This window comes from Thalassomonas actiniarum, assembly GCF_000948975.2.
Lineage (GTDB): Bacteria > Pseudomonadota > Gammaproteobacteria > Enterobacterales > Alteromonadaceae > Thalassomonas > Thalassomonas actiniarum.
Genome location: NZ_CP059735.1, coordinates 6,359,045 through 6,376,696 on the forward strand (window position 1 = coordinate 6,359,045; position 17,652 = coordinate 6,376,696).

At 48.5% G+C, this 17,652-nt stretch carries 14 protein-coding genes and 1 pseudogene; 11 read left to right on the forward strand and 4 right to left on the reverse strand.

Annotated elements, in window-relative coordinates:
- The first annotated feature begins 137 nt into the window (after positions 1-137).
- Together SG35_RS27695 and SG35_RS27700 are read left to right on the forward strand one after the other, a co-directional pair.
- Positions 138-848 (forward strand): DUF445 domain-containing protein, encoded by a 711-nt coding sequence (locus SG35_RS27695; RefSeq protein WP_044834330.1) that lies wholly within the window; start codon positions 138-140, stop codon positions 846-848.
- Positions 849-1,141: 293 nt separating this feature from the next.
- Positions 1,142-2,329, forward strand: a complete 1,188-nt coding sequence (locus tag SG35_RS27700; RefSeq protein ID WP_044834331.1) for an amino acid aminotransferase — start codon at positions 1,142-1,144, stop codon at positions 2,327-2,329.
- A gap of 86 nt (positions 2,330-2,415) precedes the next feature.
- Here SG35_RS27700 and SG35_RS27705 read toward each other — a convergent pair whose 3' ends face one another.
- Both SG35_RS27705 and SG35_RS27710 read right to left on the reverse strand, forming a co-directional pair.
- Positions 2,416-3,495: a hypothetical protein gene (locus tag SG35_RS27705; RefSeq protein WP_044834332.1), complete on the reverse strand. Its 1,080-nt coding sequence runs from the start codon at positions 3,493-3,495 to the stop codon at positions 2,416-2,418.
- Positions 3,496-3,916: 421 nt separating this feature from the next.
- Positions 3,917-4,141: a hypothetical protein gene (locus tag SG35_RS27710; RefSeq protein WP_152646708.1), complete on the reverse strand. Its 225-nt coding sequence runs from the start codon at positions 4,139-4,141 to the stop codon at positions 3,917-3,919.
- A 312-nt stretch (positions 4,142-4,453) separates the two neighbouring features.
- Between SG35_RS27710 and SG35_RS27715 the strand changes: the two genes are divergently transcribed.
- Together SG35_RS27715 and SG35_RS27720 are read left to right on the forward strand one after the other, a co-directional pair.
- Entirely contained in the window at positions 4,454-4,738 is a 285-nt protein-coding gene (locus SG35_RS27715; RefSeq protein WP_044834333.1) for a SymE family type I addiction module toxin, read from the forward strand.
- A gap of 160 nt (positions 4,739-4,898) precedes the next feature.
- Positions 4,899-5,438, forward strand: coding sequence for a VOC family protein (locus SG35_RS27720; protein WP_236702641.1), 540 nt, complete (start codon positions 4,899-4,901; stop codon positions 5,436-5,438).
- Positions 5,439-5,557: 119 nt separating this feature from the next.
- Here the strand turns inward: SG35_RS27720 and SG35_RS27725 are convergent, their stop codons facing one another.
- Positions 5,558-6,451 carry a DUF2167 domain-containing protein gene (locus SG35_RS27725; RefSeq protein WP_044834334.1) on the reverse strand — a complete coding sequence of 298 codons (894 nt, stop codon included), beginning with the start codon at positions 6,449-6,451 and terminating at the stop codon, positions 5,558-5,560.
- 190 nt (positions 6,452-6,641) lie between these two features.
- Positions 6,642-8,339: an alkaline phosphatase gene (locus SG35_RS27730; protein ID WP_044834335.1), complete on the reverse strand. Its 1,698-nt coding sequence runs from the start codon at positions 8,337-8,339 to the stop codon at positions 6,642-6,644.
- Positions 8,340-8,626: 287 nt separating this feature from the next.
- Here SG35_RS27730 and gmk point away from each other — a divergent pair, with 287 nt between their 5' ends.
- The 7 genes and pseudogenes from gmk to SG35_RS27765 form a co-directional block, all read left to right on the forward strand.
- On the forward strand, positions 8,627-9,256 hold the full coding sequence (gene gmk, locus SG35_RS27735; protein WP_044834336.1) for a guanylate kinase: 630 nt from the start codon (positions 8,627-8,629) through the stop codon (positions 9,254-9,256).
- Positions 9,257-9,309: 53 nt separating this feature from the next.
- Positions 9,310-9,591: a DNA-directed RNA polymerase subunit omega gene (gene rpoZ, locus SG35_RS27740; RefSeq protein ID WP_044834337.1), complete on the forward strand. Its 282-nt coding sequence runs from the start codon at positions 9,310-9,312 to the stop codon at positions 9,589-9,591.
- Positions 9,592-9,798: 207 nt separating this feature from the next.
- Entirely contained in the window at positions 9,799-11,907 is a 2,109-nt protein-coding gene (gene spoT, locus SG35_RS27745; protein WP_044834338.1) for a bifunctional GTP diphosphokinase/guanosine-3',5'-bis pyrophosphate 3'-pyrophosphohydrolase, read from the forward strand.
- A 10-nt stretch (positions 11,908-11,917) separates the two neighbouring features.
- The gene (locus tag SG35_RS27750) at positions 11,918-12,307 is read left to right on the forward strand and encodes a RidA family protein (RefSeq protein ID WP_044834339.1); all 390 of its coding nucleotides are present in this window, start codon (positions 11,918-11,920) and stop codon (positions 12,305-12,307) included.
- A 91-nt stretch (positions 12,308-12,398) separates the two neighbouring features.
- Positions 12,399-13,106 (forward strand): tRNA (guanosine(18)-2'-O)-methyltransferase TrmH, encoded by a 708-nt coding sequence (trmH, locus tag SG35_RS27755; RefSeq protein WP_044834340.1) that lies wholly within the window; start codon positions 12,399-12,401, stop codon positions 13,104-13,106.
- A gap of 2 nt (positions 13,107-13,108) precedes the next feature.
- Positions 13,109-15,217, forward strand: coding sequence for an ATP-dependent DNA helicase RecG (gene recG / locus SG35_RS27760; RefSeq protein ID WP_044834341.1), 2,109 nt, complete (start codon positions 13,109-13,111; stop codon positions 15,215-15,217).
- A 472-nt stretch (positions 15,218-15,689) separates the two neighbouring features.
- A pseudogene (locus SG35_RS27765) lies at positions 15,690-17,570 on the forward strand (S8 family serine peptidase); the annotation flags it as partial.
- Between the last annotated feature and the right edge of the window lie 82 nt (positions 17,571-17,652).

A 17,652-nucleotide genomic window follows, 5' to 3' on the forward strand; every position in this document is an offset into this window, starting at 1 on the left:
ATTATCATATCAGCAACCTGGCCAGGACCAAGCTTTTTTGCCCGCGGCCATGCAAAGCCATTGGATCTGCAGATCAAGATTGTTACTATGTGCGGCAAAAAGTATCACCAAAAAACCACTAACATTCGGAGTTTTAAGTGAATAAAAGTGTCATCACCAACCTGCTCGCTTTACTGTGTACCCTGGGTGGGTATTTTCTTAGCCAGCCCATTTTATTTACCGTCGGCTTATTTGCCCTGTCGGGCGCTATTACCAACTGGCTGGCAGTGCATATGTTATTTGAAAAGGTGCCCGGCCTGTACGGCTCCGGAGTGATCCCCGCCCGGTTCGAAGATTTCAAAAAAGGCATACGCGACCTGATGATGGAGCAGTTTTTCACCGAAGATAATATCGACCGCTTTTTATCCGACAGTTCAGGCAAGGCCAATACCTTAGATCTAGCCCCGGTGATTGAAAAAGTCGATTTAACCCCGGCGTTTGATAACCTGGTGGCGGTGATCGAAAACTCTTCATTTGGCGGCATGCTGGCCATGGTCGGCGGCAGCGAAGCGATACAACCGCTGAAAGAGCCCTTTATCGAAAAAATGAAAACCAGCATCGGCGAGATCTCGCAAAGCGATGAATTCAACAGCCTGCTAAGGGATGAGCTGGAACAGCCGAGCGTTATCGCCGGTATGCGCGACAAGGTCAGCGATATTATCGAAAAGCGCCTTAACGAACTCACTCCGCAGCTGGTGAAAGAAATCATTCAAACCATGATCCGCAAACATTTGGGCTGGCTGGTGGTCTGGGGCGGCGTCTTCGGCGGCATTATCGGTTTGATTGCCGCCGTAACCAACACCTTTTAGCACGCATTTATCGCCATTTATTACCCTGTAAATACATCCCGGGTAACTTGCTCAAATGACAAAGCTGTCACCCTGTAAGTTACCCGAAAATCTTTCCTGTAAAGTTACAGAAACTAACACGTTATTTTATCGTGCCAGCCAATGGCTTTTAGCGGTTATTTTTTTCCATATAAGGCTTTAATTTCGCCCCCAAACTAGGCTATGCTTGGCCCTCAAACTCTGGGGGTTGATATCCTGGCTGGCGATGGCGCCGACACAGAAAAAACCTCCGTTAATAAAAGGTAAATGGAGTCATGTTTGGTAGTTTAAAGGCTTTGCCGGCCGATCCGATTTTAGGCTTGTTGGCGAAATATAGAACAGATGAAAACCCGCAGAAAATTGACCTGGGTGTGGGCGTATACAAGGATGAATCTGGACATACCGCAATTTTAGATTGCGTCAAGGCGGCTGAACAGCATCGTTTTAAAACCGAAGACACCAAAGTATACATAGGCCCTACCGGCTCACCTTTGTTTAATGACGAGATGAGCAAGCTGATTTTCGGCGATCATAAAGTATTATCCGAAAACCGTGCCCGCACTGTCTCTACCCCGGGCGGTACCGGCGCCTTACGTGTTGCTGCCGAATTTATCAGTAGTTGTAAAACCGGCGCCACCATCTGGGTCAGCAACCCGACCTGGGCCAACCACACAGGTTTATTCCAGGCATCAGGCCTGAATGTTAAGACCTATCCTTATTACGACTACGAAAACAAAGACCTGGATTTTGACGGCATGTTAACGGCGTTAAAACAGGTCGGCAAAGACGATGCCGTATTATTGCACGCCTGCTGCCACAACCCGAGCGGTATGGATTTAAACCGCGAGCAATGGCAGCAAGTGGTAGAAGTAGCCAAAGAAAGAGGTTTCACGCCGTTAATCGACATGGCTTACCAGGGCTTTGGCGACGGTCTGGACGAAGATGCCTACGGCCTGCGCTTAATGGCGGATAACGTCAAGCAGATGCTGGTGGCCAGCTCCTGTTCGAAAAACTTCGGTTTATACCGCGAGCGTATCGGCGCCTGTACCATTATCGGCGAAAGTGCCGCCAGCACGGATATTGCCAACTCGGTACTGCTGAGCGTGGTACGTTGTATTTACTCCATGCCTCCGGCACACGGCGCGGCTATCGTAGAAACCATTTTAAGCTCCGACGAATTACGTCAGCAATGGTACGGCGAATTAAAAGAAATGCGCGACCGCATCAACGGCAACCGCCAGCTGCTGGTAGATAAACTGGTAGAGCAGGGCATTACCCGCGATTTCAGCTTTATCACCCGTCAAAAAGGCATGTTCTCCTTCCTGGGTATTACCCCTGAGCAGGTACAGCGCCTGCAGGACGAGTTCAGTATTTACATGGTAGATTCAAGCCGTGTGAGCATTGCCGGTATCGCCAACAAAAATGTGGATTACCTGGCGCAGTCGATTGCCAAAGTACTGTAAAATGCCCCCATAAAAAAAAGCAGAATTTCCGTATAGGAAATTCTGCTTTTTTATACCCGGCAATTATCTTAGCCGTGATGAAATAACTACTTGGTGAAGGTAAACTTCACCGATGTAATATCTACCCACATCGACTCCCCCTGAATGAGATCAGCCGCCGCATCATCAATTAACATATCCGAATAAAAGTTTGGCTGGGTAAAACCAGAATCTGGAAGGGCATCTTGATGTAATTTACTGCTCCAATTCCAGGGGCCATCCGACCATTCACTGATCACTTCAGCCTCTGGTTCGGGATAATTAATAAAAGTACTAATTTGTACGGGTGTTTCCTCATTAATATGGGCTAATAGAGCATGCTGTCCCGGATCAATAATAAAAGTTAACCTGTTGCCAGATTGCTCAACCTGAACACTATTTAGCTCGGTATTGGTATGCTCACTGGCGATAACATCCTGCTGATGTCTCGGCATATAAGACCAAATATCGCCTTCCAGCTCGGTAATGGCAAGGGAATGATTATTAGGATACTCGGCATCAGATTTAAAGTGCCTGATAATGAGGGCAACATCGCCGGCATCTAATATACCGCTCTTATTGACATCAAATCTAATGGCATAGTCGTACTCAACCTTGCCTGTATCCTGTGCATCCCGGTTAATTACCACATAAGGAGGCAAAAACGACAAATCCAGTGCAACCTCAACCTCAGTAACATCATGATAACTACCGCAACTGGGGGTAGGATTAAACAAACCTGCTTGCTGAAAATATAAGACTTCCCCTTCTTCCTCGATACTCAGATAGTCATCAACAAAAGCAAACTTGGATGTGGCCTGCTCCCCGGTTTCCACATCTGTTGACGTTAAAGATGTCTCGGTACTGGCATCTACAGTAAATAACCCGGAGTCATAACAATCCTTCTCCAGATCATGGGTAAATACTGTTACCGTATCTTTAGCAACAGCGACATAGGCCACATCGGCATATGTCCATAAACCATAAAACTGGCTATCTAAAGGAACGGATACAGATTCTTGTCCGTCTGAAGAGGAGGAACCCTGACCACCCGAAGATGTTTGATCCGACGAATTACCAGAACTTGAACCGCCACATGCGGCCAGTAAAGTACAACATATCACCGATAAAAAAGTATGCTTGAACACCAAAAGTATCCTTATAGTTAATTTAAAATGCTTTACACCTAAAGTTGAGAGAGAGTTTTTGAAGTGATTAAAGTTAAATCTCCTAAACCGGAGGAACTCACAGAACAAACAGGTATGATGAAAAACTTGTGGCCGGCATTATAGCTATTATCAATAGATATTGTTAGTCCCCGCATACCCCGGCAATAAGAAAGCTTGGGCCTGTGTTTAAACACTGAATACATTGAAAAAATACTGCTATACCGGACAAATCAGTATCCGCATAGTAAATTAAAACCGTATGTATGTCGCCAACAACGCCAACAACGCCAACAAAAATGTTGATTATCTGGTGCAGTCTATTGCCAAGATTTTAGAATCGGCCGGATTACTTACATGCACAAAAAAGGGTGACTCAAGTTCACCCTTTTTTATTGCGCGCTTATTCGTCCCAGCACCAGTCAGAGCTAAAGTCCCCTCCCCGAGTAGCGGGTTCCCGGCTAATGCTCCCCTTATGCCGCCTGGACTCTAGGTATTCGTCTTCCAGTTCTTCTTGCTCTTGTGTTGTTAACCTGAGCTGCTCGGGGATTTGAGCACCGCAAAATTCACAATGCTCCAACCTGCGGTTAAAAATCGTTCTCTGGCATTGGTTACATATAAACTTCACGGTCTGGGCTTTTCCCCGGTAAAAATACGTTTTAAAAATGCGCCGATAACATTGCTATATATCACGGAAAAAGTTTTCAAAAAACTCAATGCAACGGATAAAAAACACTACTAATTCAACATACTACTGCACTTTTAATATCGGGTAGCAATATAGCCTGATAACCTATCCAGTATTGTTGATTTATCCAGCCTTTTAGGCTATGAATTAAGGGGATGTTTATCATCCAAGGAGGCAGTAAAACCAAGCGCTATCCCCGAGTGCACGAACACCCGGAGACAGCTAACCAAAACGAACTAATTGGAGTCCGTCATGGCTGAATATCATCATACGCCAGAGCTTAACTCGGCAAAAGTAAAATATCCCAGCTACCGCCAGCTTACCGTGCTGGAAACCACCTGCGAGTCGGCAACGAAAACCCGCGGCATCGGCATTAACTATGTACCGGTCAACCTTGAACCTTGTCTTGTACTCAGGGGAAAATGGCTGCACCAGGCCGGTTTTGCTACCGGGCAAAAGGTCCGTATTGTTATAAACCCGGATGAAATTGTACTCACCCGTCAACAGGGGGGCGTAACCCCGTCAACCTATAAATAAAGGGTTAAGCCACTGCGCCAATTTACAGGTGCGGTGGCTTGATAAGCGCATTCCCCCTGATTGTTCAAAAGATTATCCGAAAGAATCATCGGCTAACGCCTGTCTATGTTTACCTGACACGCATTTACTTGACAACCAGAAACCGCCACAGGATCCCCTAATGCAAAAATTTAGCCGCTCAGGAAAAAGCACCAACATCCGCATTTATTTGCTCACAAGCTTATTAGGCATAGCTGTAACCGTTATGACGCCTGCGGTTCACGCCTCGGAAAAAACATCCGGTAAACCTGCACAAGTGATGACGCAGGGAATTAACCATTTAGGTCTGGCCGTGTCGAAATTAGATCAAAGCGTCCGTTTTTTCACCGATACTTTAGGCTGGCAGCTCAAGGGCGGAGTTCCTTCCTATCCGGCTAAGTTTGTCAGTGACGGTAAGTTATTTATCACCCTGTGGCAGGCAAAAGATCCGGAAAAGGCGGTTGCCTTCAACCGGAAAACCAACATAGGTTTGCATCATTTGGCGTTAACGGTTGACAGTTTTGAAACCTTAGATTTATTACATCAGCGCTTTGTGAATACCCCGGGAGTGGTGATTGAGTTTGCCCCCGAGCTCAATGGCAAAGGGCCAACCAAACACATGATGATCCGGGAACCAAGCGGCAACCGTATCGAATTTGCCCATAACCCCCCTAAAGGTTAATCCGCTAGCATAAGAAAACCGAAATGAGTGAGCAGGGCAAGTCTGATAGTAATCTCCCGACAACCCCTGCATGCACTTTTATTATTGCTGCCAACTTTGGCTGATTAGCAAACGCTTTATCAAGCCTTAGACTTCTTGCGACTAAGCAGCCGTTTAATAAAGGCTCCGATGGCCACCACAATAATCACCCCGAACTTCTTCAAAAAGATCAGCGCCGCAGCAAAAAAACCGGTTTTGGCGATGACTTTACCCGCCACTAACGCCCCTAAGCCATAAGCGGCAACGTCATCAATATCCGGGTCAAAGTCGGCATACTGGGAACCGGAATCAAATTCAGCCAACGCCAATACCGAGGCCAGGTTGGCTTCAATCAGGTCTTTTTGATCCATTTGCGCAATAAAATTCAGTACCAATACGCCTTTGCGCCCCAATACCCGGATATTGTAATTTAGGGTATTCGTTTCCATACCGCCAAATTTAATTTCTTTAGCCCAGTGAAGTTTATGGGAGTTTTTATCATAAAAAGGCGGAGCCGCCCAACCGATAAGCTCTATCGGCTGATAACCTTGCTCGACCCTGTCACTGCTTGCCGCCCGGGTTTGCGACTTCATCTCTTGTAGCAGCTCATCGTAATTAATATCATCGGCATCTTCATCGGAAACATAACCATCTTCTTCATATTCTATGGTGACGGCCCAGGAGTCCGGGTCAAACGGCGTAGTATCGGCAGGAAACAACATACCTAAGGTATCTTGTCCCGGGGGATTACCCCAGACCTCTTCCAATACCCTCTTGGCATCTGCCGACGTTAGATAATAAAAGCTTTGCGGTACATTTAAAGTGGCCACAGCACCGGCTAATTTAATTTCTCCCGACTGGCGATCCAATGACTGCCAGAAGGTTTGTGCCCACTGCTGATATTTTTCTTCTTCTGTCTGTTCAACTTGCTCACTTGCCATAATAAACAGTGGCAACACGGCAAATAATAAAATAAATAAGCGATTTAAATACATCTGAAATCTCTGATGGTTAGGTTAAGGCACAATTACGAATAGCGGGGCAAAGGATAATATCACGCGATGACATTTCCTTAACCTCAAAGATCACGGAAAGTTATTTTTAGACAAGTTTTCAATAAAAAAACCCGAAATGAAGACTCTCATTTCGGGCCAGGTTAAACATTCGAGCAACCCTTTGAGTGTATTACTCCTGGATTAGCGCCGCCATCATCTTATTGGCAATATCCACATGATGCTGCATGGTAGAAAACTGCTTGGTAATTGCCTCAGGACCAAACACATATACAGGCACAGGCGCCGCGGTATGGGTGCCGGTTCCCCAGACAATGTTTTGCTCTTTCGCCAGGGCGCGGCCGATTAAGTCGCCGTGAATTTCATCGCCATAAACATAGAATTCTTTAAAGTCGTTTACTTTCGGGAACTCTTCGGCGCTTAAGTAGCTGTGATCATGCACCAGGTATTCATTCACCTCACGCTCGCCGATAAACTCGGCTTCTTCGGCGGTTACTTTAAATTCACTATGAGTATTAATGGCATTCGCCCATTGCTCACCCGTGGTATTGGTAAAATCCCAGTCGGCGCTGACAATATCCATCATGTCATAGAAGGTACCGGTTTGGGCATAAAGCATATCCAGTTTCGATAATGCGCCGAAATTGAAGTTAGGCTTATATTCACGACCGTTCATGCCGTCGCCGTCAAGGATCTGCGCTTCAGGTAAATCATTGCGGGAATAGCTGAAACCAAAACTGCCGGTTTCATGATCGGCGGTTACCACCACCAGGGTATCATTTCTGTCTTTCACCCACTCATATACTGCGGCCACGGCTTCATCAAACTTCAATAGTTCGTGCAGCATCCAGCCGGCATCATTGAGGTGACCGGCCCAGTCGATTTGACCCCCTTCGATCATCAGGAAGAAACCGTCGGCATCTTTAGACAGGATATCCAGGGCTTTTAACGTCATTTCCCTTAATGAAGGCTGGGTACAGCTGTCGTCTTTTTTACATTCGCTATAGGCAATACCGTCCGCCATCCCTGAGTTGGCAAACAAACCTAATATTTTTGTGCCTTCATCCGTAGCAGCGCTATTGAGCTGGTCGCGGTCAAAAGCCAGGTTATAGCCGTATTCATTTTTCGCTTCGAGTAAAAGGTTACGATCATCGCTGCGTTTCGATTTTTTGTAGACACTTTCCGGAGCCCCTAAATCCGCCATCAACTGACGATCATCTTCATCGGTCTTAATATCCGACGGCAAAAACACCCGGGCGCCGCCGGACAACATCAAATCAACACTGCCGGAGGAAATCAGCTCTTCGGCAATTTCCGGCTCCAGCGAACGATGCGGCTGATGGGCGGCAAAAGCTGCCGGGGTAGCATGGGTGATGCGGGTATCGGAAACCAAACCGGTGGCTTTACCCTGCGCCTTGGCTTTCTCTAAAATGGTTTTGACAATATTGCCTTCGCTGTCCAAACCGATCATTTCAGAACCGGCGGCAACGCCAGTAGCCAATTGACTGGCGGAACAGGCGGAGTCCACCACCAGGCTGCCATTAGCGCCAAAGGGAGCATTTAACGACAAGCCGAGCTGACCTGCCTGACCCAACTTAGTCAATGCGGTTTCATTGCCCGAGCCATTATAAGTAGAGTTGGGAGCACGGCGGGCATATTCTTCCAGCAGGCCAACCTGTTGCGGCCCCATGCCGTCACCTATCATCAAAATCACATTTTTAACGCTAGTAATTTCCTCCGTGGCTTCCCTGGGTACTTCAACTTCTTTAATGACTTCCACAGTCTTGACCACTTCATGCGTGTCGTCATCATTACAACCCGTTAAAAATACCCCGGAGACCGCCATGGCCAGCATAGTTTTTTTGAACATCATTCAACCCTTATAAACGGTGCGATAAAATAGTTGCCGCTAAACTAGTGGTAAAAGATGACAAGGGAAAGACAGTTTTAAGACAGAATTATGACAACTCAGACCAGTTGGCGATAAATTAATCAACTGAATTTACTGATAAAAAAGTACAATACTTCACCAGTACCTGCTGATATAAAGCTAAACTTATGACCTGACGGTTAAAAGAAAAACGTGGCAAAGGGGGTAAAATTAGGTATAGTGCGCGCCCCTGAATTTTCGAAATAAGCTTTTTAAAAGGAACGACAGTGGCAGCCAGTGGTAACTTATTTATTTTGTCGGCCCCCAGCGGAGCCGGTAAATCAAGCCTGATCACCGCATTACTGAAGCAGGCATCACCAAGACCTATGCAGGTTTCTGTTTCCCATACTACGCGCGCGCCCCGTCCGGGTGAAAACAACGGTGAGCATTATCACTTTGTCAGCGTGGATGAGTTTAAAAAGCAAATCGACGAAAAAGCCTTTTACGAATATGCCGAAGTGTTCGGTAATTATTATGGCACCTCGGAAGCCGCCATCGATGCCCAGCTGGCGCAAGGCATAGATGTTTTTCTTGATATCGACTGGCAGGGCGCCCAGCAGGTACGGATGAAAAAGCCGGAAGTAACCACCATTTTTATCAGCCCGCCGTCAAAGCAGGAGCTGGAAAACCGCCTGCGCAGCCGCGGCCAGGACAGTGATGAAGTGATCCGCGATCGCATGGCCCAGGCACAGGCCGAATGCTCCCATTACCAGGAGTTTGATTACATAATTGTCAACGATGATTTCGATCAGGCACTGCTTGATCTCACCACTATCGTGAACAACCAGCGTTTAAAGCGTAGCCAACAGATAGAAAAACATCAGGATTTGTTTAATGATCTATTGGCTAACGATTAAGCATGAAGTAAACTACGCTACTATTTTATAAATTTTATTGTTGGAGTGACCTAATGGCTCGCGTAACTGTTGAAGATGCCGTAGAAAAAATCGGTAATCGTTTTGACCTGGTGCTGGTAGCATCTCGTCGTGCCCGCCAAATTGCAACCGGCGGAAAAGATCCTTTGGTTGAGCTTGAAAATGACAAACCAACAGTATTGGCGTTACGTGAAATCGAAGAAGGTTTAATCACCACAGATGTCATGAACAGCGCTGAGCGTCACGCACAAGTACAGCAGGAATCGGCGGAACTTGCTGCCGTTGCTGCTATTGTTGGTGGACAAAACGCAGAGTAATTTTTCTCTGGGTGAGTGTCTGAAAACGCGCAATAACTGACATCAGTTTTGCGCGTTTTTTATTTTGAGTGCTTTTTTCTGAAAATCGAAAAATTTCATCGACAGAAAAGGCTTATAGCCATTGGCTTTATTGGCAAATACACGTATCCTGTGATTTGTCCCCTGTACTAATATTCACTAAGCAGCAAAACATTAAGGGAGTTTTTGGTGTACCTTTTTGAACCATTAAAAGAACACGTTTCCAGTTACCTGTCCAAAGACCAGATAGAGCTGCTCAAACAAGCTTATATAGTGGCCAGAGATGCCCATGAAGGCCAGATGCGCTCAAGCGGCGAGCCTTATATTACCCACCCGGTAGCCGTGTCCCTTAACCTGGCGAAAATGCACCTGGATCACGAAACCTTAATGGCGGCGCTGCTCCATGACGTGATTGAAGATACCAGCACCACCAAAGACGAACTGGCAGAACTGTTCGGCCATACCGTCGCCGAGCTGGTGGAAGGGGTCAGTAAACTCGACAAACTCAAGTTCGACAATAAAGAAGAAATGCAGGCGGAAAACTTCCGTAAAATGGTCCTGGCCATGGTGCAGGATATCAGGGTCATCCTGATCAAACTCGCCGACCGTACCCATAACATGCGTACCCTGGAGTCTCTCAGACCCGACAAACGCCGCCGCATCGCCCGGGAAACCCTGGATATTTACGCCCCCATCGCCAACCGTCTCGGCATCCATGATATTAAAAATGAATTGGAAATCCTCGGCTTTGAAGCCCTGTATCCAATGCGCAGCCGGGCATTAAAGTCGGCGGTCAAGCAAGCCCGGGGCAACCGTAAAGAAATCATCAATAATATCCAGGAAGAAATCACCGCCCGCTTGGAAGAAAGCGGCATCCAGGCCACCATAGTCGGCCGGGAAAAACACCTGTATTCCATCTACCGTAAAATGTTAAACAAAGAGCTGATGTTTAACGAGGTTATGGATATTTATGCTTTTCGGGTCATAGTCGAGAATAGCTTTGACAATTGTTACCGCGCCCTGGGGGCGGTGCACAATCTGTTTAAACCGATCGAAACCCGATTTAAAGATTATATTGCCATTCCCAAAACCAATGGCTACCAGTCGCTGCATACTTCATTGATCGGTCCTCACGGTATCCCGGTAGAAATTCAGATCCGTACCCAAGACATGGATCAAATGGCGGATAAAGGGGTCGCAGCCCACTGGTTATATAAACAAGACGGCGACGACAGCGGCACCACGGCGCAAATGAAAGCCCGTCGCTGGATGCAGAGCCTGCTGGAATTACAGCAAAGCGCCGGCAGCTCGTTTGAATTTATCGAAAACGTTAAGTCGGATCTGTTCCCGGAAGAAATTTATGTCTTTACCCCCGACGGCCGTATCATCGAACTGCCGATGGGGGCAACCGCGGTAGACTTTGCCTACGCGGTACACACAGATGTCGGCAACTCCTGCGTCGGTGCCAAGGTCGACCGTAAACCTTATCCGTTAAGCCAGCCGATCGACTCGGGACAAACCATAGAAGTGATCACTTCCTCGGCGGCGCGTCCCAATGCCACCTGGCTCAACTTCGTGGTGACCGCCAAGGCCAGGTTACAGATCCGTACCTATTTGCGCTCCCAGGAAAAAACCGAATCCCAGGCGCTGGGTTTACGTTTGTTAAGCCATGCCTTAGGCAAAACCGCACTGGAAGATATTTCCCAGGAAAAAATCGACTCTGTGGTTAAAGAAACCGGCAATGCCACTTTTGACAACCTGCTGATCAATATAGGCTTAGGTAATGCCCTCAGTATCGGGATCGCCCGGCGTTTAACCGACGAATTTACCGAAGACAGCGAGCTGGAACCGACGAGTAGCAAAACCAAAATGCCGATCAAAGGCACCGAAGGCATGCTGGTCAACTACGGTAAATGCTGCCGTCCTATTCCCGGCGACAGTATCCTGGCCTACCTCAGCCCGGGTAAGGGCTTGATGGTACACCAGCAGGGTTGTCGTAATATTAAAGGCCATGAGCAGGGCAGCTTGTTCCCGGTGAAATGGGACACCGATATCGACCGCGACTTTATCGCCCGGCTGCGTATTGAAATTATCAACCACCAGGGGGCGCTTGCCGCCCTCACCAATGTTATTGCCAAGTGCGAGTCCAATGTGCACTCCCTCAATACCGATGAAAAAGACTCCGGCTTATACACCATAGATCTGGAGATCACCTGTCACAACCGCGTACATTTAGCCGATATTATTCGAAAAATTAAGGTTATGGTGGATGTACAACGCGTGATCCGTAACAAATAAAGAGAAATTTATGAAAACCATTATCAAAACAGAAAATGCCCCAAGCGCTATCGGCACTTACAGCCAGGCAGTAAAAGTCAAAAATACCGTTTACCTTTCCGGCCAGATCCCTTTAGATCCAAACACCATGGAAGTGGTAGGCGGCAGCTTCGAAGAACAGGCAGAGCAGGTATTTAAAAATCTGGTCGCCGTGTGTGAAGCCGCCGACGGCAGCATCAATGATATGGTAAAAGTGAATATTTTTATGACCGACCTGGCCAATTTCGCCACGGTCAATGAGGTAATGAGCCGTTATTTCAAAGAACCTTACCCGGCCCGTGCCGCCATAGGTGTCGCTCAGTTGCCTAAAAATGTCGATATCGAAATAGACGGCATCATGGAATTGCCCAGCGTCGACTAGCATTGCCCTGACAGCATAATAGCGACACCAAAATCCCCCGATCGCCAACAACAGCGATCGGGTAGAGCTAAAACCTTAAGTAGTTACCTTTATGACACCAGAAAGACATGAACGCATCAAACAGATGCTGGATAAACGCCAACCCGATCTCACCGTTTGCATGGAAGGGGTGCACAAAAACCACAACCTGGCCGCCGTGGTACGTACCTGTGACGCCATAGGAGTCAGCGACGTGCACGCGGTATGGAAAAGCGAACAGATGCGGGTTTCAGGGGGCAGTGCCGCCGGCAGTCAAAACTGGATTGACGTACATAACTACACCACCACAGAAGATGCCATCGTCGAGCTGAAAAAGCAAAATATGCAGGTGCTGGTAACTAACCTGTCACCGACCGCGGTAGATTTTCGCGAAGTTGATTATACCAAACCGACCGCCATTATCCTCGGCCAGGAAAAATTCGGCGCCTCGCAAACCGCGTTGGATTTGGCAGATCAGGATATCATTATTCCTATGGTGGGCATGGTGCAGTCGTTAAATGTTTCCGTGGCCTGCTCGGTCGTCTTATACGAAGCCCAGCGCCAGCGCAAGCTTGCCGGACTTTACGACAAGGCGCGTTTAAGTGAAGAGCGCCGCCAGCGCATCCTGTTCGAAGGGGGTCACCCGATTTTTGCCAAGGCCTGCAACCGCAAAGGTTTGCCTTATCCGCAAATCGACGAAGAAGGGCAGATAGTGGCCAGCGATGACTGGTGGCAAAAAATGCAGATGACCAAAGAAACCTGGCAGGACATCGACGACTAGCCATGGCAACACAGGCAGCAGGTGGGCAGGGCTTAGACAACCTGGCGATCACCCCGGTGACCGTACTTAAAGGTGTCGGCCCCGGCATGGCAAAAAAACTGGAAAAGGTCGGCTTGCTGACCATCCAGGATCTGCTGTTTCACCTGCCGCTGCGTTATGAAGACCGCACCCGGATCCTCTCCATCGGCGAGCTGGTGCCCGGCATACATACCAATGTTATCGGCGAGGTGGTCAACAACCAGATAGTGCAGGGTAAGCGCCGTATGCTGCTGGTCACCTTAAGCGACGATACCGGCACCATCAACTTACGCTTTTTCCATTTCTCCGCCAGCTTGATCAAAACCCTGGCGGTGGGCACCAGCATCCGCTGCTACGGCGAGATCAGCCGCGGCGGCCGCGGTTTTGAAATCGTGCACCCGGAATATAAACCCCTGGATCAAGATAAGCCGCTCACTGCCGGTGAAGAAACCCTGACCCCTGTTTATCCGACCACAGACGGCCTGAGGCAAATTTCCCTGCGCAATCTGACCGAACAGGCACTGGTACGTCTTAAACGGGGCCAGGTGCAAGAACTGGTACCACCGGAATTTCTGCAACACCCGTTATCTTTGGCCCAGGCACTGGCCATTATTCACCGGCCGCCGCCGGATACCAATATCAGCGCCATCGAAAACGGCAAACACCCGGCGCAAATCCGGTTGATCAAGGAAGAGTTGCTGGCCCATAATCTCAGCATGCTCAAACTCAGGGCATCGAGCGATAAACATAAAGCCATTTCCCTGGATATCGATGATAAGCTCAACAAGCAGTTTCTCGATTCCCTGCCGTTTTCCCCCACCGGCGCCCAGGCACGGGTGGTGGATGAGATCCGCACCGATTTAGCCAAACCTGTACCTATGATGCGCCTGGTGCAGGGAGATGTCGGCTCGGGTAAAACCCTGGTGGCGGCACTGGCGGCCATTACCGCCATAGGGCAGGGCTATCAGGTGGCGCTGATGGCGCCGACGGAAATCCTGGCGGAGCAGCATGCCATTAATTTTCAAAAATGGTTTGAACCGCTGGGCATCAATGTCGGCTGGCTCGCCGGTAAAACCAAGTCCAAGGCCAGAAACCTGGCATTGGCGGCAATTGCAGACGGCAGCATGCAGCTGGTGATCGGCACCCATGCCCTGTTCCAGGAGCAGGTCGTGTTTCAAAAAATGGTGTTGGTAATCATCGATGAGCAGCATAAATTCGGGGTACACCAGAGGTTATCCCTGCGGGAAAAGGGCGCTTTCGACGGCACTTACCCCCACCAGCTGATCATGACCGCGACCCCGATCCCCAGAACCCTGTCCATGACCGCCTATGCCGATCTCGACACTTCAGTGATCGATGAATTACCGCCGGGACGTACCCCCATTACCACAGTGGCCCTGCCCGACAGCCGCCGCGACGATGTCGTTGAACGTATCCGTCAGGCATGCGAACAGGATAACCGCCAGGCCTACTGGGTCTGTACCCTGATTGATGAATCGGAAGTCTTGCAGTGCCAGGCGGCAGAAGATACCGCCAACTATTTACAGCAACAATTGCCGACCTTGAAAATAGGCCTGGTACACGGCCGGATGAAGGCGGCTGAAAAACAGGAAGTCATGGATCAGTTCAAGGAAGGTAATCTGCACCTGTTGGTGGCAACAACCGTGATCGAAGTCGGCGTTGACGTGCCTAACTCCAGTTTAATGGTCATCGAAAATCCGGAACGTTTGGGCCTGGCCCAACTGCACCAGCTGCGTGGCCGGGTAGGACGTGGCGCCATCGCCTCCCACTGCGTGCTCATGTACAAAAGCCCGTTATCAAAAACCGCCATTAAACGCCTTGGGGTGTTACGGGAAAGCAACGACGGTTTTGTCATCGCCCAGCGGGATCTGGAAATACGCGGCCCGGGTGAATTGCTCGGAACCCGGCAAACCGGCCTGGCAGAGTTAAAAATCGCCGATTTATTGCGGGATGCCGAATTGATCCCGGAAGTAAAACGCGATGCCTACCTGTTATGGAAAAAATATCCGGATAAAGGCCTGGCATTGATCAACCGCTGGATGGCAAATAGAGAACAATACTCCAACGCCTGATTATTCCAATCGCAGATTTAGCCGCGTTTAACAGCAGTTAAACGAGTGAACTTTCATCGTACTGATTATATTTCCCCAATTAGTCCCCTAGCTTTTTATTAACAAACACCTTACCAGCCCCATTTTTTCGGTGATTATTTATCCGAGAAACAACAAATCGTACCAGCTATGGTTAACAGCTCTATTATTTTTAATTAACATCGAAAAATAAACACCTGAATATAAAGCATTAATTTTCCGATGTCGTAAATTCGCGAAAACCCGTCGTAAATTTACTAGAGGCAACTCACCCAGTTGTTAGTATCGAATAACGCTCAGGGCAGGATAGCTTTGACACATTTAGCCTGAACCAAACGGATGTCTTCCGTTCATCTAAATCACATAATTAAAAAATCAGATTGTGCATCAATAATAAAAATAACCGCACTTAAACCATAAAAACATTTCGATAGAATTCCCCGATGGAGTAAACATGAAAGTGTCAAAATTTACCGCATCCGTTATTGCTTTAGCGGTATCAAGTGCTTTTGCCGTACAGGCAGCAGACGAAAGATATATCATCAACGTAGATAACAACAATAAAGCTGCGGTTAAAGCATTAGCGAAAAAACTGGGTGGTGAAATCAAGGTAGATGCCGACGGCTTTATCTCGGCCACCTTTAAAGGCAAGAGCTTAAATTCCGTTAAAAAGATGATGAGCAACCCGGTTGAGGCCTTAGCCGCAAAAGGCTTAAAAGCAACATCAGATATTAACAATGCCGTTTTTAATGCCATAGAAATCGATCACCCTCGCTACCTGATGGCCACTTACGACGATGATGCCGGCGATCCGCGCGCCCAGCAAATCACTCCTTATTCTATCAAGCAGTCTCAAGCCGACCAGGTGACTTTTAATGCCAATGCCGGTATGAAGGTTTGTGTGGTCGATTCAGGTCTTGACCAGCATCACCAGGATTTCAACTGGAACAATATCACCGGCGATAACGACTCAGGCACAGGCAACTGGAACGACGGCGGCTCACACGGTACTCACGTAGCCGGTACTATCGGTGCATTAGACAATAACATCGGTGTTGTTGGTATGGCGCCGGGCGTTGATATGCACATCATCAAGGTTTTCCGGGATACCGACGGTAAATGGGGCTACTCTTCCGATCTGGCCCATGCCGCACAAAAATGTACCGATGCCGGTGCCAACATTATCAGCATGAGTTTAGGCGGCGGCGGAGCCAATGCCACCGAAGAAAATGCCTTTGACGCCTTTACCGCCGCCGGTGGTTTGGTAGTCGCTGCTGCAGGTAACGACGGCGACAATACCCGTTCATACCCTGCCGGTTATGAGTCGGTCATGATGATCGGCGGTAACAGCAAGGACAATGGCCGCTATGAGTCTTCCCAGTTCCCTAGCTGTCAAGCCACCCGTGACGACTGTGTTGAAGTAACCGCAGGTGGTTTAGATGTATTGTCTACCTACCCTATGGATACGCCGACCCTGGCAGAAATCAACATCGGCGGACAAACTTACGCTGCATCTATTGCCTCTGACTCAAATACGCCACCAGGGACTTTCTCCGGCAACACTTATTATATGGGTACAGCCGAATCAACCGATGCCGGCGCCAACGGCAATATCTGTGTGATTGACCGCGGTAATATTTCTTTCCATGATAAAGTGCAAAACTGTGAAAACTCAGGCGGTACCGGCGCTATCATCATCAATAACGAAGCCGGTACTTTAGGCGCTACTTTAGGCGAAAACAACAGTTTAACTATCCCAACGGTAACAGCTTTACTTGCCGACAAGGCAGCCCTGACGGCTGGCGGTTTCATGAGCGTAGATGTTACGGCCACCGGTTACAACACCATCAGCGGTACTTCCATGGCGACGCCTGGCGTATCAGGTGTTGCCGCCCTGGTTTGGTCAAACCATACGCAATGTACCGGTACCCAGATCCGTGAAGTATTAAAAGCAACGGCTGAAGATTTAGGCGATGCCGGTCACGATGTTTACTACGGTTACGGTGTGGTTAAAGCCAAAGCTGCCAGCGATTACATCACAGAGCATGGCTGTAGCGGCCCGGTTGCCAGCAATGAATTAACCAACGGCGTAGCAAAAACCGGTCTTGCAGCCAGTAAAGGACAAGACCTGACCTATACCTTCCAGGTACCGGCAGGCGCTACCAACCTGAGCTTTAACACCAGCGGCGGCAACGGCGGCGATGCGGATTTATACGTTAAGTTCGGCTCAGCAGCCAGCTCCAGCAGCAATGACTGTAAGTCTGAATCCGGCAGCAGCACCGAAAGCTGTGCCATCGCTTCCGCACAGGAAGGTACTTACCATGTTACGGTTTCTGCTTACAGCACCTTCAGCGATGTTAGCCTGGTAGCAAGCTACAGCGAAGGCGGCTCTACACCGGTGACCAATACTTACAGCA